A 20,950-nucleotide genomic window follows, 5' to 3' on the forward strand; every position below is an offset into this window, starting at 1 on the left:
TATAAAGACAGGTGGGCATACGAGGGGACATCAAGTTGTTGAGTTGCGATCTGAAGAAGCCACTGCAGTTCACCTTGGAGATCTGTTACCCACAACACATCATTTGAACCCTTTATGGATAATGTCATATGACAATTTTCCGCTTGAGGTCATTGATGTTAAGGAGACGCTTATGCGCCTATATGCAAAACAAAATGCATGGTTTTTACTCTATCATGATCTTGATTGTCACGCCTGTCGCTTATCGGCTGATCTAGAAATTATCGACACCTTATGAAATTATATCTAGCACCCATCATGGGAATAACTGATGCGGTCTATAGGCAGACTTTTGCAAAATATTTCGACGGATTCGATTGTGCAATTGCCCCTTTCGTCTGTTCCGTATCAAGTCGAAAGTTAAAACCTAATTACTTGAAGGATCTTTTCCCTGAGCGAAATACCAGACTTTCGGTGACTCCTCAGGTTCTGAGTAAAAACGCTGAAGACTTCCTGTTTATTGCCGAAAAGATCGGTGAACTCGGCTATACTTCAATTAATTGGAATTTGGGGTGTCCGGTGCAGATGGTTGCCAAAAAAAGACGAGGTTCCGGTCTATTACCCTATCCAGATCAAATTGACAGTATCCTTGAACAAGTGTGTGCTAAATGGCCTCATGGGTTGTCAATAAAGACCCGACTGGGCAGAAATTCTCCAGAGGAAATACTTGTACTTCTGAAGATCTTCGACCGGTATCCCCTTAAAGAGTTAATCATACACCCGCGACTGGGGGTACAAATGTACAAAGGAGATGTCGATCTGACAGGCTTTGGTAACTGTTTGGCTCAAACCTCCCATCAAGTTGTCTATAATGGCGACATAACTAACGAAGAGTTCCTTTTGACACTTAAAGACAGATTTCCAGCTTTGAACCGTTGGATGATTGGCAGGGCAGCGCTTTCAAATCCTTTTCTTGCCGATAGTTGCAGGGGAACCGGAAAACAATTCACTGCTGGTAGTCATCGTGAAATATTGGTACAATTCCATAATGACCTATTCAAACAATACAATGAACTCTTGTTTGGTCCCTCACATTTACTGGGAAAAATGAAGGCAATTTGGAATTATCTTGGCCAAATATTTGATAATTCTGATCAAATAATTAAAAAAATCCAGAAAAGTACTCGAATAGATCAATATAATGATTATGTTGTATTTCTTTTCGAAACAGAAAAATTAGCACTTGAGTGAGTTAATTTTTATTATCTTTGTTCTCATTTAAATTCAGGCGGTTTGGCGATGGACTATAAGAAAATTTGCACAGTGGTAGTGGTATGTTTTTCGTTGGTAACCTATGTCTCCTCAAATGCAAGTACTACTGAGGTTGGTTATGACAGCAACAAATCAAAACTTTTAAGTTACATAATCTCTAAACAACTTTCGGAGAATCATTACACCCATAAGCCTATTAATGATTCATTCTCAGAAGATACCTTTAAACAGTATATTAAACAAGTTGATCCTCAGAAACGCTATTTTATTCAACAGGATTTAGACGCTCTTTCACCTTATGCGAAAACCCTTGATGATGAGATGACCAGTGGCCATATAGTCTTTCCTAATGTAGCTGAGGAGATCATTAAGCAAAGGACGACACAAATTCTTGGATTTTTAGACGAGATAGAGAAAGTCACCATTGATTTTCAGTCAAAGGAGTTACTTGAGGTTGACCCGGAAAAACTGTCTTTTAGCACCACTGTTGACGAACTTAAGCAACGCTGGCTTAAGACAGTCACCTATCAAGTTGTTTCCAGGTATCTGGATTTGGTAGATATTAACAAGGTAAAAGTTGAAGCCGCAATCGCACCAGAGAATAAGAGTGATGCCGACCTTAGAAAGGAGGCTAAAGAGAAAGTATTAAAAAGTAACAGGGAAGTTCTTGGACGCATACTCAAAAGGGAAAAAAGTGACGTTGTTGAACGTTATTTCACTGCCGTTGCCAGGGCTTTTGATCCCCACAGCAGTTTCATGGCACCGACCCAGAAGGAAGACTTTGATATACATATGCGCGGTTCGCTTGAAGGAATAGGTGCGGTTCTTCAAGAAGAAGATGGTTTTATAAAGGTGATGCGGATTATTCCGGGAGGTGCTGCCTATCGTCAGAAAAAACTTCACGCTAGTGATACAATTTTGATGGTAGCACAATCAAATGAGGAACCTGTTGATATAACTGACATGCCGATTCGTGATGCAGTTCAATTGATTCGTGGGCCCAAAGGCAGCGAAGTTCGACTTACCGTAAAGACCGCCGAGGGAAAAATATCAATTATTCCGATCATTCGTGACGTGGTTCAGTTAGAAGAAACCTTCGTTAAGAGTGCCGTTTTAACAAATAAAACTAATGAAAAATTTGCCTATCTCAAAATACCTTCTTTTTACAGGGATTTCGAACAGACTAAAAACGGTGGTTCAGGGCGTAACGTAACCGATGATGTTATAAAGGCACTTGATGAGTTTAAGTCCGAAAAAACCCAGGGCCTGATTATTGACTTAAGAAACAACGGCGGTGGAGCGTTAGTCGATGCCGTAAAAATTGCCGGACTGTTTATTGAAACAGGTCCAATTGTACAGATTAAAACAAATGATCAGAAGGCGGAGGTTCTTTATGACTACGATAAGAGCATTTACTATGATGGCGCTATTGTAGTTCTGATCAATCGATTCAGTGCATCTGCCTCAGAAATACTCGCCGGTGCTTTACAGGATTATAATAGGGCTGTCATTATCGGCAGTGATCATTCATATGGAAAAGGAACTGTTCAAACATTGATTAACCTTGATACCAAGCTTCCTTTTTTCAGTGTTAACATGACAAAATATAAGCCTTTAGGCCACCTAAAAGTAACTACCCAAAAATTTTATCGAGTTAATGGTGAATCGACCCAGCGCAAGGGCATTGTCTCTGACATTATTCTTCCTGATCGTTTCCAATATGCTGAGACTGGAGAGCAGTATATGGAAAACTCCATGCCATGGGATACAATTGATCCCGTTGACTTCGACATGTGGAAAGACCATTTTAATCTGAACACATTAAAGGCGACAAGCAGTTCGAGAGTCAAAAACGATGATGATTTTTTACAGATAGAAAAAGACGCAAATGAGAGTAAAAAGAGGCTTGAGCATACCCTGATAGCTATCGATATTGATTCTGTCAAAAAGGCGAGGGAATCTGTTAAAGATGAGTCTGCAAATACTGGCTCTCCGCACAGAATTGAAACATCTGGACTATCAAAAGAAGATGAAGCTAAAGAGTATACCAAGGAAGAGCAACAGCAGTTGATGGTTGATCGCCTTCAGGAAGATCCTTATGTGATAGAATCTTTATCAGTTTTAGATGATTTTTCCTGACAGTTGTCCTTTCAAGATTATTATGCTCTTGAAAGTTGAATTTTTTTGTAGATTTACCTATAATTTTTTAGCACTACAGTTCAATATGATTTTATTTACTAATGAGTCACAAGGAGCATGAAAATGACGGATGAGAAACAAGCGTTAGCTGAAGAACAAAAGCCACTCGACAAAATGACAGTTAAAGAGTTGCGTGATTTAGCTAAAGAGTCTGACATTACCGGGATAAGTGGCATGAAAAAAGATGAGCTTTTGGCTGCCATTAAAGGAACAAGCGGAGGTGCAGACGCGACTGCTGAGACTGGAGCACCCAAAGCAAAAGCCCCTAAAGCTGCGAATAAAAAAGCTTCTTCCGGTCCAAAAGCTCCAAAAACTTCAGCAAAAGATTGTAAGGCGGAGATCAACTCTTTAAGAAAAGAGCTGGTGGCCAGCAAAGAAGATGGGGACAAAGCCCAATTTAATACTTTGCGTAGACGAATTAGTCTTTTGAAGAAGAAAAGTCGTAAGTTTAAAAAAGCCGTTTAAGGTTTTTTTATTAATTCTACGAAAGTCCGGGTTCGCTCTAGTTTCAGTGGGCTTGGTTGCACGGTATAGCGTACTTTTATAAGGAGAGGTGTTTAGCATTCTAAAGTTGGATGATGGTGGCGTGAGCCTTTGTCGATGTCTCTTACTGTTATGGGGTGTTAATCTTGTCGGGTCATGGTCTTTGAGAGAGAATTAGCTCGCATCAATACCTTTATCGACAATTTTGATCCTCAAGAATTTACTACTAAAACAGATCATTTAGCTGTCGCAGTTGTAGACAAAGAGTTGCGTAAACTTAGTGCCGGAAAGATAAAGACACGTATACAGAAAAAACGTCAGTTGAAACAAAAATTTAAAACCATTGAATTTTCGGATGATTATGATGCATCTGATGTACTTGTTTCCCAGGAGCAAATCGATGAATTACTTAATGAACTTCAAAACTAAACAGTTTTTTTTGAGTCGTATCGCACTGCCTTTCTGGTTGGTAATCTCCTTGCTAGTCACTCAAGTACAGGCCCAGAACGTTCCCGCCAGTTTTGCCGATTTGGCCAAAAAATATGGCCCAACAGTCGTTAACATCTACAGCACCCAAACTATTCAATCACGAAATCTGCCATACAATTTCTTCTTTGAAAATGATCAGGTGCCCGACCTGTTTCGCCATTTTTTCGATGTTCCGCAACAACCCAGAGAACAACAGCTTCCGGCCCAAAAAAGAACAAGTCTTGGCTCCGGAGTTATTATTTCAGCAGACGGATTTATCATTACCAATAACCATGTCATTGAAAATGCTGATGAGATAAATGTACGGCTTTCTAATTTTGAAGAGTACACGGCAAAGGTAATAGGTAAAGACCCGAAGACGGATCTCGCCTTAATTCAAATCACCCCCAAACACTCCCTGGTATTCGCCAGTTTTGGTGATTCTGACAAACTTCAAGTCGGTGATTGGGTTTTAGCTATTGGTAATCCCTTTGGATTTGATCATACCGTTACTGCCGGCATTGTAAGTGGCAAAGGTAGGACTTTGGGTGACGGGCCTTATCAGAACTTTATTCAGACAGATGCCTCTATAAATCCCGGAAACTCGGGAGGCCCATTATTTAATATGGATGGTGAGCTGATGGGAATTAATACCGCTATTTACAGTAGAAATGGTGGCAATATTGGTTTAGGCTTTGCGATTCCAGCGAATATGACAAAGAATGTAGTCTCCCAGCTTCAGGGTAATGGCAAAGTTACTCGAGGTATGTTGGGCGTCATGATTCAACCGGTTACAGCTGATCTTGCCGAACAGTTTGATCTTGACCGACCGATTGGTGCCTTAGTTGGACATGTAATGGCCGATAGTCCTGCCGAAAAAGCTGGAATAAAATCTGGTGATATAATCACAGAGTTTCAGGGCAAAGAGATAAGTCAAATGAATATGCTTCCCGCTTTAGTTGCCCAGACTTCTGTCGGTACAGAGGCAGAAATCACTTTTTTCAGAGAGGGGCAGAAAAGGCGGTTAACCGTTGTGATTGGAGAACTTCAGGAGGATGCTGTGTCGTCATCTAAAAACGATGATACAATCTACTCATCCAAAGACCTGGGTCTAACAGTGCAGAAAATGACCGACGAACTTGCTAAATCCATGGGAGCTGATATTGAGGATGGATTAATTATAACAAATATTGAACAGGGCAGTCTTGCAGAGCAGTCTGGTTTGCAGCGAGGGGATATCTTGCTTGAAGGCGGTGTCGGTCAGAATCGTGTTCAGCTTTCCACTGTTAAGGATTTAGAAAAACTGCTTATTGATTCCAAAGAGCTTAACGTGCTGCTTCTCGTTAAGAGTAGAAATCAAACTCGATTTATATTGCTTAAGAAAAAGTAATGGATAGCTTGATAGCCCTATTAAGCCCTTTTGTCCCGCTGGTTGTCAATATCGTCTTAATACTGCTTGTTTTTATGTTTGTTGTTAAGCCGATACTCAATTATTTTATTGTTAACAGAGAAATTGAGAATCGTAAAAAATTAGCACTTGAATATAGTGTGGCAAAGCGTGAAGCTGAATCAATCCGAAAAGAGAATAGAGAGGCAAGTGAAGGCGGTAATTGGACTTCTCGAGGCGTTGATTCAGACAAGAGTGATATAGCCGAACAAATACCTCCAATAAACAACGCTGATAACGGTAGAGCCTAATATTGTATCTATCACAAGGCTTGAAGTTTCTGTAAGGTTTTTGTCAACTGACCAACTAAGTGATCTTTACTTTCAGATGATATACCATTAAGATCAATAAAAACTGAATACCCATCACCTTTCTCTTCGTACGTTCCAGCCTTTAAAATATCATCGCTGCCAGTATCCAGAACCAGATAGGTGTCAACCGGTGCGTTGATCCCTTTCACTTTGACCGTTTTGTGTTTTTTACAGGCTATTACATCTTTTATGTGAGAGTAGGTCGAGGACGATATCAGGATCATGCCAGGCTCAGAAACTCCCTCCAGGCGACTGGCAAGATTCACTGCCCCGCCGATAATGGTATATTCGAGCCTCTTCTCCGCACCGAAACTACCCACGGTGCAAAATCCAGAATGTATTCCCATTCGTACTTGCAATGAATGGCTCAATGTTTGAGGAAACTGTGTATGAAAAGTTCTGATTCTCTCTTGCATTTCAATCGCCATTTTCACACAGAGCACAGCATCTTCGGTGTCACCTCTGGTTTCCGGGTCACCATAGAAAACCATCACTGAGTCTCCTATAAATTTATCTATTGTACCCCCGTACTTCAGGGCGATTTCAGCCATTTCAGTCAAGTAATCGTTGAGAATCCTTGACAACTCCTCTGGCTCAATTGAGTCGGTTAAATCTGTAAATCCTACGATATCAGAAAAGAATACTGTCAGATGTTTACGGCTGGAAATACGAGTTGCATTGGTTTTGCCGCTGAAAATTGAATTATAGATTTGAGGAGATAAATATTTAGAAAGTTTGCTTGAAACGTCTTCAAGGTGATTATTTATTTGGGTAAGTTCGCGGGTACGGTCTGCGACTTTAATCTCTAGTTTTTCTTTGGCTTCTATTTCAATATCAAAGGCATTGTGCAGGGCTTCTTCTCGTTCTTTTTTCAGGACCTCAATCATATCTACCAAGGCTAATGAAAGAAGAAAAATTTCAAATAATGATCCCATATATTGGCCATATTCTGTTACGAATGTGCTTGGAATCACACCAAAACTCTTCAAGGCGAGCAGCAAGGTTCCAGAAAGCAGGAAAAACCAGGCGACAGTAAAATAACGAGCAGGTTTAAAACCATTTTTCCATGATGTTATACCTGTCACAAATATCAAAAGCGTAAACAGTATGGAAAAGAAGGCTGCTAAAATAACGCTTATTGTATAGTCTGGGATGAAACTCATGAAAAGTGTGACAACAAAACAAGCAAACAAGAGGTTTAAGAATTTATTGATTTTCGGTGCAAAAATCGAGGTTTTGAGAAAGTGTTTAGAAAATAGAATCCCGCAGATTGCAGCAACACTGATAAAAAATGGAACCGCGTGATTGGTTAAGTACGTATGATTGGGCCAGAGAAAAAGCGAGGCGTGACCGCTGTAAGTGGCCTGCCACAGTAACAAGCTGAGAAGATAACACACGTAGTAAAAGTGGGTTTTCGTTTTTATTATGCAAAAGACAATCAGGTTATAGAGTAAAATGACAGAAAACAGGCTGAAATACCCACCGAACAGGGCATTGTCCTTTAGTTTGTGGAGCTCGAAGGCATGAAGACTCCTCAATTCTAACGAGAACGGCACCGATCCTTTATCTTGGGCTGAAAGGTAAAACTTCTGAGTATTACGTGGTTTCAGAGTTACTCTGAACTTCGGATTTCGATACCTATCCTTGGACTGTGTTTGTGAATTATGTATAAGTTCTCCCGCTGAAAGAACGTTTAACTTGCCATTGAAGTCAACTTGATAGAGCCGAATTGTATCGATAAGCGGGAAGGGAACCTCAAGCACGATCTCAAGTGGATTGTGATCAGTGTTGTGTAGAGAAAAAGCCGACCACAAGGTTGAGCTGTCAAAACCAAGATTTATACTGTCTTGTTGATGGCGAATGAATTTGACAGGTTTTGAGGGATTAAGAATTTGGTCGATTGTAAGAGTTGATGTTTTATCAACAGTGTAAATGATATGTTGTGTGAGGTTGATAAAATCGGTGCTTTTATCAACGGTTACGGAAGGAGGGAGAGTTGGTGGTTGACAAAATGCGGCACTGTTGGCCACCAAAATAAAAAGTGAGATGATACTGAAAAACTTTATGAAGTAAATCCCCGTACGCATAAAATTGTTCATAATGTTCGTCTTCGTAACCATCATTTTTATTATTGGTGTGTTGAGATTAGTGCCAACCATATTTTTATTGACGATACAAGGGTTTATTTTTAATATTACATGTTTTTATTGTGAATTTCCAGTTAGAGTAAAATGGAAATCAATTTCTAATTGGCCTTGGTTCTCTCCCTCAATGGTCTGCACTAAGCCATACTATCTGCTATTAAGGAAAACATATGAACAGCCCAATTAGATCTGAACGTATAGAGAAAGAAGGGACAGTTCTTTTTGATACAATTCGAAGGTTAATTCGTCGTAAGGCTGTCGATAATCTTCTCAAACTGATCAATAAAACTCATCCTGCTGATCTTGCTCGGGTTTTCAGGCATCTGACCCCGGAAGAAAGACAGAACGTCTTTAATATTGTTGCTCAGACCCAACATGTTGGCGAAGTGCTGAGCGAGTTAGACCAGTCAATCATGGTTGAGTTGGTTGGCGAGTTAACTCCCAAATTTATGGTGTCTGTTATTGACAAGATGGCGGCTGATGATGCGGCTGACCTTCTTGAGGCACTTTCTGGTGAATTGGCAGATGAGATTCGCCAGCTTATGGCAATTAGCGATCGTCAGGAAGTTGATGAACTTCTTCAGTATGACTCTGAAAGTGCCGGTGGACTTATGTCCCCTAACTTTTTGGCACTAGATGAGGAAACTACCGTTGGTGATGCAGTTAAAAGTATCCAGGAAAAAAGTGAAAAACTTGAGATGGTTTTCTACCTTTATATTGTTAGAGAAGGAAATCACTTAACCGGAGTTTTGTCGCTTCGAGAGCTTCTGATGCACCCTCCCTACAGGTTGCTGAAGAATATCATGAATCCAAAGGTTATTGCGGTAAGCTCTGAAACCGACCAGGAAGAGGTTGCTCATGTTGTTTCTCGGTACAATATACTTGCTGTGCCCGTAGTGGACTCGTCATTTAATTTAATAGGAATCATTACAGTTGATGACGTTATTGATGTTATCCGGCAGGAGGCAACCGAAGATTTCTTTCAAATGGCTGGTGCTGGTAAGGATGATGAGATTTTACTTAAATCAACCATGTCCAATGCCCTTACCCGTGCGCCATGGCTGTTTGCCAGTTGTGTGGGCGGAGTATTAGCTATTGTCGTTATCGCCTATTTTAAAGCTGAGCTTGAGAAAGTCGTCACGCTAGCAGCGTTCATTCCCATAATCGTCGGAATGGGTGGCAACATCGCTACGCAGTCAAGCACCATTATCGTCCGTGGCATTGCAACAGGGCGTATTAACCTGCAAGAAATTTCTAAAGTAATATATAAGGAATTTCGAGTGGGAACTATTCTTGGCACCATATACGGGTGTTTAATTGGTGCGGTTGCTTACTTTGGATACCCTGAGACAGCCCGGCTGGGTATTGTTGTTGGAATATCAGTAGTTTTTGTAATGATTCTAGCGACAACGGTGGGTTCCATTGTCCCCTTAACCCTGAAAAAACTTAATATTGACGCGGCCATTGCAACGGGTCCATTTGTAACAACTTCGATAGATATCCTTGGGGTTATTGCCTTTTTCAGCATTGCCAAATACTTCCTGGGCTTATGATTCATTTATGAACATGATATTCAATCAGTCCGGCAGAATGAACTCATTCACTCTGCTTTTTATAGTATTAATTGGCCTTTGGTTTATTTTTGCCCGCCCTGAGATAACTCCAAAAAGAGAGAGCGCACCACCACGGATAGTCACAGCGCGTGGTGATCTTGCCGCTGACGAACAATCAACCATTGAACTCTTTGAACGAACCTCTCCTTCGGTCGCCTATATTACAACCAGTCAAATCAGACGAGATTTTTTCAGTTTAAATGTCTATGAGATCCCCCGTGGAACAGGCTCGGGCTTCGTCTGGGATACTGATGGTCATATTGTTACAAACTACCATGTTATTGAAGACGCCAACAGTGTTGAAGTAACTTTAAGCGACGGAACCGTAAAGAAAGGGAAGGTTGTTGGTATAAGTGCAGAAAAGGATCTGGCTGTACTATCTGTATCTGCGCCATCCACCAGCTTACAGCCCATTATTATCGGTGAGTCTGACAATTTACTTGTTGGTCAGAAAGTCTTTGCCATTGGTAACCCCTTTGGCCTCGATCATACCTTGACCGCTGGTATCGTCAGTGCTTTAGATCGAGAGATTGAATCTGTAACAGGACAAACAATTCGCGGAGTTATTCAGACCGATGCTGCGATTAACCCCGGCAATTCAGGCGGTCCGTTACTTGATAGTGCCGGTCGCCTGGTTGGAGTCAACACCGCTATATACAGCCCTGCCGGGCAAAATGCTGGCATAGGCTTTGCTGTTCCTGTTGAGATTGTCAATCGTGTTGTCCCTGACTTGATTAAATATGGAAAAAATATTCGGCCTGGCCTTGGAGTCACAATTGCTAATAATACCATTAATAAACGATTGAATATTGATGGCCTGCTGATAATTGATGTACTAGAAGGAAGTGCTGCTGATAGGGCTGGTATCCGTGGGACAAGCCGGGGTAATGTTGATATAGAACTTGGCGATATTATCAAAGCAATAAATGGCAAGAAAATTACCAGTTTTGATGATCTGCGCAATGAACTCGATAATTACAAGATTGGTGATCAGGTAACAGTTGAAATTATTCGTGATGGTATGATCCGCTCCGTACAAATTATTCTAGAAGAGGTTGGCTGATTTGACTTGGTGGACAAGGGCGATACGCAGTCTGATTTCTTTTGATGATAGTGACCAACTGGATCTCTTTAAGATTTTCCCGGGTTTTCGCCGTTTCCTTGCTACCAGACATCATTATGCGGTGTTACGGACTGGTGGCGATATACTGTTCTTAATCGTAATTGTTTCTGGATTCTTTGGCCCATCTGATCCGACTAAAAACATCGCCGGATTTTTAACCTGGGGTCTTCTGTGGCCGGCAATTGTACTTTCATGGTTTTTTGTAGGAAGGATGTGGTGTGGCATATGTCCTTTCCCAGGGTTTGGTCTTTTCTTGCAAAGGAAAGGCTTTTCGTTTTCATTGGCCCCTCCAAAGTTTTTGCAAAAATATGGTGTGTATCTCTCGGTATTTCTGCTCGCCGTAATTATCTGGACCGAGATTGTTGCAGGCCTTGAGCACAAGCCCTTAGGCACGTCCTGGCTGGTTCTGTCCATGATTATAGGATTTACAGCCGTTGCCGTTTTCTATAAGGGGCAGGCCTGGTGTCGGCACCTATGTCCTTTGGGTCGAATCAGCGGGGCTGCAGCAACTCTGGCAATCACTGAATTTCGTGCCAATCATGAGCGCTGCAAAGAGTGTAAGACATTTGCATGCCAACGGGGCGGAGATGGTAAGCGTGGTTGCCCGGTGTATCTAGGTGCCTATTCCGTGAAGAACAATCTGCATTGTCTGGTTTGTGGTCACTGCATACCTAACTGTGACAGGGATGCCCCACAGTTTCTCATTAGAAACCCATACTCAGAACTTATCCGGAACAAGGGCAGGTATATTACCTGTAGTTATATTGTCCCGTTTTTGATTGGTTCTCAATTTGCCCGATTTTTGCGGCAAAAAGAGGCGTACTCTTCATTGCTCTCTTTTTTTGGATCTGATGCAGCCGCTTTTAGTGCTCTTCTCGTTGTCGCTTTCGTGGTGGTGCTGGCAGGTATACGACTTGGCAACATAATGCTTGGCAGAACTGATGACCCTGTTTTTGGAAGATTTTCGCCAATGGTGCCTGTCCTGGTTCCTATGGCCTTTGTCGGGGAACTTGTCTATCGAATGGAATATTTCACGGCCGGAATTGGTGATTTTTTGCCGACCTTTGGCCGTCAGTTCGGCTTTTCTGTATTTGAAAGACTGAGTTTTACTATTCCCTATTTTCCCGTCCAGATTCTATCGGCCTTTTTTATGCTCAACGGTGCAATTGCAGCCTGTTACATACTATGGCGTTTCTGTCTTGAGGATTTTGAGGGCGTTGTTAAATTACGATCGTTTATAGGCCTTAATTTACTAATCAGTGTTTTTCTGCTTTTTTATCTCAGTGTAATTTTTTGAAGGCCTGTCGCGCCAGGCATGGCTATATGCAATTGCAGACAGGTAGATCGATTTGCTGTTTTGCCTGTTCAGGTAATTGCGTGTTTGTTTTGTCTCGTTGCTTTTTTAAACCGGGCTAAGGCACGCATATCGCGAGTTTCATCAGACTCGTCCATGATCTCCTCGCCCATTATTTCCTCAATGATGTCTTCCAGGCTGATAATGCCGGTAAAACCACCATATTCATCAACAACGACAAATAAATGGACTCGATGTTCAAAAAACTCGAGTAAGACATTCGGCAAGGGAATGGACTCAGGAACAAAATGTGGTGCTTCCATAAGTTCTGACAATTTGGTGTCTAAATTCCCATCCGCAGCATTAATCAAAACTTCTTTCCGTAAAACAATACCCACAATATTGTCGGGGACAGAGTCATAGACCGGCACTCGGCTGTGTATGTTCCATTTATCCTTGAAATCAGCTGCCTCTGCAACTGTAAGGTTAGCGTCAAGAGTGAAAGTAACCGTTCTCGGTGTCATGGCTTTGCGGACATTTTTGCTGCGAAGCTCCAGAATGTTAACAATGATTTTCTCCTCCTGATGATCAATCTCACCAGAATGTTTACTCATGGAGGCAATTATTTTAATCTCTTTAGAGGAGATATATGCCTTTTGGCCTGATTTTTCGATCAGCCGGGTTATCTTATTACATAGCCATATGAACGGTTTAAATACCTTTACTAAAAAATAGAGGGGATATGCCATCCAGGTGACTATTTTTCGGGAATAGGCAACACCGGCCGTTTTGGGAATAATTTCTGAAAAAATTAAGATGAACAGGGTGAACAGGGCTGAAAATACTCCCAGCATGGAGTCACCAAATAGAGCTACAGCAGATGCTCCCGCCACAGCTGCCCCCATTGTATTGCAAATAGTGTTGAGGGTTAGTATGGCGGTAATTGGACTTGTTATGTCATCCTTAAGCTCTTTTAAGATCAGTCCTGATTTTTTTCCGGATTTAGCCAGTAATTCAATGTGACTATGAGACACTGAGTACAAAGCAGCCTCAGCTATACTGCATAGTGCAGATACAATAATTGCAATTCCAGCAGAAACACACAGTTGTAAAAGCACGTTGACATCTCCTTGATGATTGTCGATTGGAAGTAGTATTTTTTATGTAAGCAGTTGAAATAAGTCTTTAATTAACAGGTATCATGTTGCAGTTTAAGGCAACTTTATGAACAACTAGAGGCTCGCACTTGCATCATTATACTATAAGTGATAGTTATTTATAGTAAATTTGAAAGAAGCTGTATACGGTTTACAGCCTATAACATCAAGAGGTAAAAATTTGGGAGCGTATATGAAAGTAGTAGTAACACAAAATATTTCTGATAAGTACTTCGGCGATATGCTGGTTTGCTGCATAAAACAAACTAAGGGTTCTGATAAACCACAATGTTCCCATAAACAAGCGCTAAAACATATTCATGCCGCTCATGCGATTGGTGATTTTAACGGTAAGGATGGTCAGACATTACTGTGTTATCCGCTTTCAAGTGGCCCAAGTAAATCTCCAAAAAGAGTTTTAGCTGTTGGTTTAGGTTCAGATGCGTTGACAACTGAATCGTTTCGCTTATGTGGTGGGACAATCGTCAAAAAGGCAAAAAAAACTAAGGCTATCGAAATTTTACTGATGGTTCCTGAGATTGATTTTCCGATTACTGATATGTGTCAGGCCTTGACAGAGGGGTTGCTGTTGGCTAACTACTCATTTGACAAGTATAAATCGAAAAAATCTGAAGAAGAAGATAACTGCACTAAAATCAATAAAGTCACCTTGGTATGCTCCCAGACTCAATTAGCCCGAAAAGGTGTTAAAAAAGGGGTCGTAAACGCTGAAGCAGTGATTTGTGCCCGTGACATGGCTAATGAACCTGGCAGCAACATGACAGCTTCAGATTTTGAGGCATTCAGCCTGCACTTAGCGAAAAAATATGGGTTTAAACGACAAGTTTATGCCAAAGCGCAGCTTCAGAAAATGGGTATGGGTGGCATTTTAGCTGTCAATCGAGGCTCTTCTGAGCCACCGAAAATGATTGTTCTTGAATATCGAACAGGTAAAAAAGTTCCTACAATTCTTCTTGTAGGGAAAGGCTTAACCTTTGACTCCGGAGGAATTTCCATTAAGCCGGGCGCCGGTATGTATGATATGAAATATGATATGTGCGGTGGTGCAGCTGTTATGGCTACGATGCAGGCGATTGGTACCGAAAAGCCAAGGCATGTGGATGTGGTGGCAATTGTACCAGCTACAGACAATATGCCAGGTCCTGCCGCCTTAAAACCAGGAGACATCATAACCCAATATAACGGTAAAACCGTTGAGGTTCAAAATACAGACGCCGAGGGGAGATTGATCCTTGCTGACGCCCTGTCCTACGGAGTGAAGAAGTTTAAGCCGGATGCCGTATTGGATCTGGCAACATTGACTGGCGCAGTTATTGTCGGTCTCGGTCATCACTGTTCAGGCATGATGAGCAATGATACTGAACTCGCCAAAAAAATTGAACAGGCAGGTGAAAGATGTGGTGAACCTGTCTGGCGTTTGCCTCTTACCAAAGAGTACAGCAAGCAGATAGAGTCAAAAATTGCTGACCTTAAAAATGTGGGAGAGAAAGGGGCGGGCACTATTACTGCTGGGGCATTTCTTCAAGAGTTTGTCGGTGATGCCAAATGGGTACATCTCGACATAGCCGGAACGGCTTGGAATTTTACCGAAAAATCCTATATCCCTAAAGGTCCTTCTGGGGTAGGGGTGAGGCTTCTACTTGAAGCAATTCGCAGTTGGTGAGAGTCATTCCCCGCCTCAAACAATAGTTTTTTCTGTCAAAAGTGTGATCATTATGTCGCTTTGGCAGGATTTCAACGCATTTTTTCTTGCATGACAAGGTATCCTGTGACACCATAAGCGTATCTACGCATTTCCCTGGAAAAGATGTATTTAGAAATAGTCATGATCTTATTGTGAAAGATAAAAACGCAATACTTCGTTTGGCAATTGTGATAATGTTTGCGGTTGCGACATTTGGTACCGGAGGGTCAATTTATTTTCTTTATCGTAATGCCATAGAACACCAAAGAGATCAACTTCTGGAGGTAACTCTGCGCCTTGCTAAGATTATTGAAACAACACAAGCATGCCTCTCCGAACATTCTCAACAGTCAGATATCATTAACGGTCAACCTGTTTTTCAGTATTTGACTCCTATCCTCAATAACTCTTTAAGTACCCCTGGTATTTCAGAGTCTACCCCTGTGCCAAACTCTTCAACAAATTACATAATTGGACAATTAGGCACGGATGGTTTAGTCCACTTTATTGTTGCGCCGGAGACATCAACACTAGAGCCTGTTTTACTCCAAAAAATCTTAGGCAAACCGATGGGCAAAGCTATAAATGGACAAACCGGCACCGAGATAATCAAGGACCACCTGGGGCGATCGGTGGTAGCTGCCTACGGACCAATAGTGGCTTTGAACTGGGGCCTGGTTGTGAAAATCTATCTTAAGGATATCCAGCTTGCCTTTGCTAATGCGATTGTCTTTTCGGTACTAGCGTCTTTGATCTTGATTATTGCCGGGGGCTATTTAATGAAACGATCGATGTCACCACTTGTCGAACGGATAAATCTGGCCAAAAAAGATGCTGAGAAAGCCTATAAGGCAAAAAGTGAATTTTTAGCTAATATGAGCCACGAGATTCGTACACCTATGAATGGGATCATAGGTATGACTGACTTGGTGCTAGGCACTGAATTGACAAATAATCAGCGTAAATATTTGACGATGGCGAGATCATCATCAGAACATCTCCTCAATATTATAAATGATATACTCGATTTCTCGAAGTTTGAAGCAAAGAAATTAATGTTGTCTGAACGACCATTTTCGTTGCGTAACCTTGTTAACTCTGCCTTCAAGGTTATAGAGTTACAAGTAAAACAAAAACCGATTAAATGCAGGACTACTATCAGCGCTGAAACACCGGATAGTTATATTGGTGATCCAATTCGACTTCGACAAATACTAATTAATTTACTTGGCAATGCTCTAAAATTTACCAACGAAGGAACTATCACTTTAAGGGTTGGTACGACTCATAAAGTTGAGTCAAATGATTCAGTACAGCTTTTGTTTCAGGTTATTGATACCGGAGTCGGAATTGAACCTGAGTTTCAATCAGATATATTTAACTCCTTCACGCAGATTGATAGTTCTGTTTCAAGAAATCATGGCGGAACTGGTCTAGGCTTATCAATATCTGCACGTTTAGTTGAGATGATGAAGGGACGAATATGGCTGGATAGTGAACTAGGCAAGGGCTCAACGTTTAGTTTTATTCTTCCGATGAAGATCACGCAGCTTGAGCCTGATGATGAGGAATGCACTACTCCTGAACATTTGAACGGTGCGCTTTCATCGACAATTACCGCCCAGATCAAAGAGCTGGATTTACACGTACTTCTTGTTGAAGATGTGCTGATCAATGCAGAACTGGCCAAGGCTTTACTTTCAAAATACTTTCTTAGTATAACATACGTAGCTAGTGGGCTGGATGCAATCGCCCAATGTGAGCAATCAGAATTTGATATTATATTGATGGATATTCAAATGCCTGGTATCGACGGGTACAAAACTACGGCAAGGATAAGACAGTATGAACGAGATAATAACCTTAAACCGACTCCTATTATTGCCATAACAGCTCATGCCATGAAAGGGGATCGTGAAAAATGTCTGGCATCAGCCATGGACGGCTATGTCAGTAAGCCAGTTAATGAGACACGACTTATTTCTGAAATTACGAAAGTTTTGGGTCTTCAATTAAACTACCAAGAGATTGATGAAGCTCGTAGTGGTTCTCTTGAAATGGCCCTTGATTATGATCGATTTCTTAAAGATATGTGTTATCAAAAAGAAGATCTGGCGGCTAAACTGATCTCTATGCTTATTGATGAACGTGGCCCCCAACTACTCAGTAGTCTTACTGAAGCAGTGCAGGAAAAAGATGACGAAAAAATACGATCACTTTGTCATACCATAAAAGGTACTGCAGCAAATATGTGTGCCGATCGGCTTTCTGAAAAGGCCTCAGAGCTTGGACAAATTGCCCAGAATGGTGAGATCTATCTCTATCATGATTTATTGTTGGAAATGAAACAACTTTATGACGAAATTGTTGTCTGGTGGGAAGATAAAAATCGATTGGCAGGTGACCTTAACAAATGAACAGCGATTTCGAAGTAGTACAAATTGTTGATGGGCAAAATCATGAATGCGGGCAGTGTACGCGACAGGAAATGCGGGCCCGTAAGATTATTCATCGCGCCACGTACATCTTAGTTTTTAATTCTTACAATGATTTGTATGTGCAAAAGAGGACGCTGAGCAAAGATATTTATCCAGGGTATTATGATGTGGCTGCCGGCGGCGTTGTTTTGGCTGGTGAATCGTACGAACTCTCCGCCAAACGGGAACTATCCGAAGAACTGGGTGTTGTTGCGGAGTTGGTTTTTCTTTTTGATCACTACTTTGCAGATATCGACAACAAGGTCTGGGGGAGGGTTTTTTCCTGCCGACATGAAGGACCCTTTATTCTCCAGAAAGAGGAGGTTGAAAGCGGGTCTTTTAAGTCAATTGATGCTGTCGTCAAAGAGATGGCCATTGAAAGGTATACTCCCGATGGAATTGAAATTATTAATAAAATATTGACCGATGGCTTGATTGATTCGTTCTAACTCTAAATTATAACGCTGGATCAGTATCTTAGCTTCCGGCAAAAACAAGCCGGAAAGATCAAGATAATTGTCTGAGCCCCCCACTAAGATCTCTCCCGCCAACTCATATTTACCTCAATTCTAACCTGGATATATTGGATGCCATGCCCGTTTTACGCGGGGAGAATCGCCAGTCGCCAGTGATACGCCCTTGAGCAGGCCTTTGCGGCTTTATCCGGACGAAATCGTTTGACAATCAGCCTTTGCCTAAATACATTAGAGGATCTTTTAAGTTGGGGAGCCTGTGCCCAGCATCCCCGTTACCGCCTCTGGTGTGGCAAGAAAACCAATCGCCCCTGAGAAGTTGGAGATATGGCCGAGATAGAAGACCGCTGGCTATCAGTAGACGAGATAGGCAAGTACCTCGGTGTCAGCAGTGACACCGTTTACCGCTGGATTGACAAGCAGGCGATGCCCGCCCATCGCATGGGCCGTCTTTGGAAGTTCAAAAAAAATCAGGTCGATGCCTGGGTTGAGGCTGGTGGTGCGGCGGACCGCAACAGGAAGGGTTCGGACGAATGAAGATCGTCGACAACATCAATTCTTTGCTGGGCGACGATCTAAAGGCTTCCATCCACCCCAAGGCTAAACTCAAAATCGCGGCATCGTGCTTTTCGATTTATGCCTATGAAGCTTTAAAGTCCGAACTCGCAAAAATTGAGTCGTTGGAATTCATCTTCACAGCACCTACCTTCGTTCCTAACGAAGTCACCGACAAACTCAGAAAAGAACGCCGAGAGTTTTTTATCCCCAAGGCCAACCGGGAACGCAGCCTCTACGGCTCCGAATTTGAAATCCAGCTTCGCAATAAACTCACCCAGCGTGCCATTGCCCGCGAGTGTGCTGAATGGATGCGCCGCAAAGCCAGATTCCGCTCCAACAAAACCAAATCCCCAATGCAGCAGTTTGCCTGCATTCAGGGGCCTTCGCTGGAAGCGGCATATATGCCTTTGCATGGTTTCACCGCCGTGGATCTGGGATACAGCCAAGGCGATGCCGTTTCCAACATCGTCAACCGGGTAGACGAGACGGCCTTTACTTCGACATACCTTCAGCTTTTTGACCAGATATGGAGTGACCCGACAAAACTTGAAGATGTGACCGACGCGATCTGTGATCATATCGCGTCGGTCTATCAGGAAAATTCACCCGAGCGCATCTATTTCCTGATGCTCTACAATATTTTCAGCGATTTCCTCGATGATATTGATGAAGACGTGTTGCCCAATGATCGCACGGGTTATCAGGACACGCTGGTCTGGAACAAGCTTTTCAATTTTCAGCGTGATGCCGCAGTAGGCATTATCAACAAGCTGGAAACCTACAACGGCTGCATCCTAGCCGACAGCGTGGGGCTTGGTAAAACATTCACGGCTCTGGCTGTTGTGAAATATTACGAACTGCGCAACCGTTCGGTGCTTGTTCTGTGCCCCAAGAAACTTGCGGACAACTGGTTGAATTACAACAGCAACCTGACGACCAACATATTCTCCAGGGATCGCTTCAATTACGATGTGCTGTGCCACACCGACCTTTCCCGCACCTCGGGTGAGTCGTTTGGAATTCCTCTGAATCGGATCAATTGGGGCAACTATGATCTGGTCGTCATTGATGAATCACATAATTTCCGCAACAACGATGCCGTTAAAGATCGGGAAACCCGCTATCAGAAGCTGATGAACCAGGTCGTCCGCCAAGGCGTTAAAACAAAGGTCCTGATGCTGTCTGCCACCCCGGTCAATAACCGCTTTAATGATCTACGCAACCAACTCGCGCTGGCTTACGAAGGCGACTCTGAAAATCTCAGCAAGAAGCTGCGCACGGGCAGATCAGTGGAAGAAATCTTCCGCAATGCCCAAACGGTCTTCAACCAGTGGTCAAAACTGGCACCCGAGGATCGCACGGCGCGAGCTATTCTTGATTCCCTTGATTTTGACTTCTTTGAGTTGCTTGACAGCGTCACCATTGCCCGTTCACGCAAGCACATTCAGACCTTTTACGACACCAGTGATATAGGCCAGTTTCCCGAGCGCCGCAAACCGCTGTCATTCCATTCGCCTTTGACCGGGCGCACGGATGTTATGAGCTTCAATGAAATATTTGACCAGCTCTCGCTGCTTAAACTGGCCGTCTACGCCCCGATCAGCTACATCCTGCCCAGTCGGCTCAAAAAATATGAAGACCTCTACGACACACAGGCCAAAGGCGGCAGTGTGCGCTTTAGCCAGCGCGACAGAGAGCGAAGCCTGCAGGCATTGATGACGACCAATCTGCTCAAGCGCCTGGAAAGCTCGGTTGAGGCATTTCGGCTTACCCTGAAAAGCCTGCATGACAACCACGCCCGCACCCTGAGCAAAATCAATTCATTCAGGGTCGCAGGCGATGCTGGCAGTGTCTCTGACTGGACCGATAGCCTGGCAAACCTCGAAGCCGAGGAGGACGATATCCCGGTTCCGGATGACGCCGAGATCGGCGGCAAGGTGAAGATAAACCTTGCCGACATGGATCTTCCTTCGTGGGAACACGATCTGAAGGTTGATCTGGAAGTTATTAACGCCTTGCTAAGCTCCATGGCAAAAGTCACCCCCGAGGACGATGCCAAGCTGCAACACCTGAAAGCCCTGATTCTCAGCAAGATTGAAAACCCTATCAATGACGGCAATAGAAAGGTCCTTGTTTTCACTGCCTTTGCCGATACAGCGAATTACCTCTACAACAACCTGGCGGAGAGTTCGTACGATTCACCAGCCAAAACAACGCCGCCGGCAGCCACATCATAATACCCTGGAT

15 protein-coding genes and 1 pseudogene are annotated in these 20,950 nt (G+C 42.7%); 14 read left to right on the forward strand and 2 right to left on the reverse strand.

Going from position 1 to position 20,950, the window contains the following annotated elements; genetic code table 11:
• Positions 1-297 precede the first annotated feature (297 nt).
• From HQK80_09070 to HQK80_09095, 6 genes are all read left to right on the forward strand, one after another.
• Complete coding sequence (locus tag HQK80_09070; protein ID MBF0222360.1) at positions 298-1,230, forward strand: tRNA-dihydrouridine synthase family protein; 933 nt, start codon at positions 298-300, stop codon at positions 1,228-1,230.
• A gap of 48 nt (positions 1,231-1,278) precedes the next feature.
• On the forward strand, positions 1,279-3,390 hold the full coding sequence (locus tag HQK80_09075; GenBank protein ID MBF0222361.1) for a carboxy terminal-processing peptidase: 2,112 nt from the start codon (positions 1,279-1,281) through the stop codon (positions 3,388-3,390).
• A gap of 123 nt (positions 3,391-3,513) precedes the next feature.
• Positions 3,514-3,915: a Rho termination factor N-terminal domain-containing protein gene (locus HQK80_09080; protein MBF0222362.1), complete on the forward strand. Its 402-nt coding sequence runs from the start codon at positions 3,514-3,516 to the stop codon at positions 3,913-3,915.
• 174 nt (positions 3,916-4,089) lie between these two features.
• Positions 4,090-4,362: a hypothetical protein gene (locus HQK80_09085; protein MBF0222363.1), complete on the forward strand. Its 273-nt coding sequence runs from the start codon at positions 4,090-4,092 to the stop codon at positions 4,360-4,362.
• Complete coding sequence (locus HQK80_09090) at positions 4,346-5,791, forward strand: DegQ family serine endoprotease (GenBank protein ID MBF0222364.1); 1,446 nt, start codon at positions 4,346-4,348, stop codon at positions 5,789-5,791. Before HQK80_09085 ends, HQK80_09090 begins: the two co-directional genes overlap by 17 nt.
• Positions 5,791-6,099 (forward strand): hypothetical protein, encoded by a 309-nt coding sequence (locus HQK80_09095; protein MBF0222365.1) that lies wholly within the window; start codon positions 5,791-5,793, stop codon positions 6,097-6,099. The genes HQK80_09090 and HQK80_09095 overlap by 1 nt, the downstream gene beginning before the upstream one ends.
• A gap of 11 nt (positions 6,100-6,110) precedes the next feature.
• Here the strand turns inward: HQK80_09095 and HQK80_09100 are convergent, their stop codons facing one another.
• Complete coding sequence (locus HQK80_09100; GenBank protein ID MBF0222366.1) at positions 6,111-8,258, reverse strand: hypothetical protein; 2,148 nt, start codon at positions 8,256-8,258, stop codon at positions 6,111-6,113.
• 215 nt (positions 8,259-8,473) lie between these two features.
• Between HQK80_09100 and mgtE the strand changes: the two genes are divergently transcribed.
• Genes mgtE through HQK80_09115 form a run of 3 tightly spaced genes read left to right on the forward strand, consistent with a single transcriptional unit; the run spans position 8,474 to position 12,336 of the window.
• Complete coding sequence (gene mgtE / locus HQK80_09105; protein ID MBF0222367.1) at positions 8,474-9,856, forward strand: magnesium transporter; 1,383 nt, start codon at positions 8,474-8,476, stop codon at positions 9,854-9,856.
• Positions 9,857-9,869: 13 nt separating this feature from the next.
• Positions 9,870-10,979 (forward strand): trypsin-like peptidase domain-containing protein, encoded by a 1,110-nt coding sequence (locus tag HQK80_09110; GenBank protein ID MBF0222368.1) that lies wholly within the window; start codon positions 9,870-9,872, stop codon positions 10,977-10,979.
• A gap of 1 nt (position 10,980) precedes the next feature.
• Positions 10,981-12,336 (forward strand): 4Fe-4S binding protein, encoded by a 1,356-nt coding sequence (locus HQK80_09115; protein ID MBF0222369.1) that lies wholly within the window; start codon positions 10,981-10,983, stop codon positions 12,334-12,336.
• Positions 12,337-12,404: 68 nt separating this feature from the next.
• Here HQK80_09115 and HQK80_09120 read toward each other — a convergent pair whose 3' ends face one another.
• Positions 12,405-13,451: an HlyC/CorC family transporter gene (locus HQK80_09120; protein MBF0222370.1), complete on the reverse strand. Its 1,047-nt coding sequence runs from the start codon at positions 13,449-13,451 to the stop codon at positions 12,405-12,407.
• Between the two features lie 232 nt (positions 13,452-13,683).
• Here HQK80_09120 and HQK80_09125 point away from each other — a divergent pair, with 232 nt between their 5' ends.
• From HQK80_09125 to HQK80_09145, 5 genes and pseudogenes are all read left to right on the forward strand, one after another.
• Positions 13,684-15,174, forward strand: a complete 1,491-nt coding sequence (locus tag HQK80_09125) for a leucyl aminopeptidase (GenBank protein ID MBF0222371.1) — start codon at positions 13,684-13,686, stop codon at positions 15,172-15,174.
• 173 nt (positions 15,175-15,347) lie between these two features.
• A complete protein-coding gene (locus tag HQK80_09130) occupies positions 15,348-17,612 on the forward strand; it encodes a response regulator (GenBank protein ID MBF0222372.1) in 2,265 nt (754 codons plus the stop codon).
• Positions 17,609-18,121: an NUDIX domain-containing protein gene (locus HQK80_09135; GenBank protein ID MBF0222373.1), complete on the forward strand. Its 513-nt coding sequence runs from the start codon at positions 17,609-17,611 to the stop codon at positions 18,119-18,121. The genes HQK80_09130 and HQK80_09135 overlap by 4 nt, the downstream gene beginning before the upstream one ends.
• A 351-nt stretch (positions 18,122-18,472) precedes the next feature.
• Positions 18,473-18,682: a helix-turn-helix domain-containing protein gene (locus HQK80_09140; GenBank protein ID MBF0222374.1), complete on the forward strand. Its 210-nt coding sequence runs from the start codon at positions 18,473-18,475 to the stop codon at positions 18,680-18,682.
• Positions 18,679-20,886 (forward strand): annotated as a pseudogene (locus tag HQK80_09145) (DEAD/DEAH box helicase family protein). Before HQK80_09140 ends, HQK80_09145 begins: the two are co-directional and overlap by 4 nt.
• Positions 20,887-20,950: the final 64 nt, after the last annotated feature.

It is taken from the genome of Desulfobulbaceae bacterium, from assembly GCA_015231515.1.
Lineage (GTDB): Bacteria > Desulfobacterota > Desulfobulbia > Desulfobulbales > VMSU01 > JADGBM01.

What these genes read in the sequence shown, in the direction of transcription:
- HQK80_09090 (MBF0222364.1), top strand. Translation starts at nt 4,346, where the DNA reads ATGAACTTCAAAACTAAACAGTTTTTTTTGAGTCGTATCGCACTGCCT.
- HQK80_09095 (MBF0222365.1), top strand. Translation starts at nt 5,791, where the DNA reads ATGGATAGCTTGATAGCCCTATTAAGCCCTTTTGTCCCGCTGGTTGTC.
- HQK80_09125 (MBF0222371.1), top strand. Translation starts at nt 13,684, where the DNA reads ATGAAAGTAGTAGTAACACAAAATATTTCTGATAAGTACTTCGGCGAT.
- HQK80_09080 (MBF0222362.1), top strand. Translation starts at nt 3,514, where the DNA reads ATGACGGATGAGAAACAAGCGTTAGCTGAAGAACAAAAGCCACTCGAC.
- HQK80_09075 (MBF0222361.1), top strand. Translation starts at nt 1,279, where the DNA reads ATGGACTATAAGAAAATTTGCACAGTGGTAGTGGTATGTTTTTCGTTG.
- HQK80_09140 (MBF0222374.1), top strand. Translation starts at nt 18,473, where the DNA reads ATGGCCGAGATAGAAGACCGCTGGCTATCAGTAGACGAGATAGGCAAG.
- HQK80_09085 (MBF0222363.1), top strand. Translation starts at nt 4,090, where the DNA reads ATGGTCTTTGAGAGAGAATTAGCTCGCATCAATACCTTTATCGACAAT.
- HQK80_09070 (MBF0222360.1), top strand. Translation starts at nt 298, where the DNA reads ATGGGAATAACTGATGCGGTCTATAGGCAGACTTTTGCAAAATATTTC.
- HQK80_09110 (MBF0222368.1), top strand. Translation starts at nt 9,870, where the DNA reads ATGATATTCAATCAGTCCGGCAGAATGAACTCATTCACTCTGCTTTTT.
- HQK80_09100 (MBF0222366.1), bottom strand. Translation starts at nt 8,258, where the DNA reads ATGAACAATTTTATGCGTACGGGGATTTACTTCATAAAGTTTTTCAGT.
- mgtE (MBF0222367.1), top strand. Translation starts at nt 8,474, where the DNA reads ATGAACAGCCCAATTAGATCTGAACGTATAGAGAAAGAAGGGACAGTT.
- HQK80_09135 (MBF0222373.1), top strand. Translation starts at nt 17,609, where the DNA reads ATGAACAGCGATTTCGAAGTAGTACAAATTGTTGATGGGCAAAATCAT.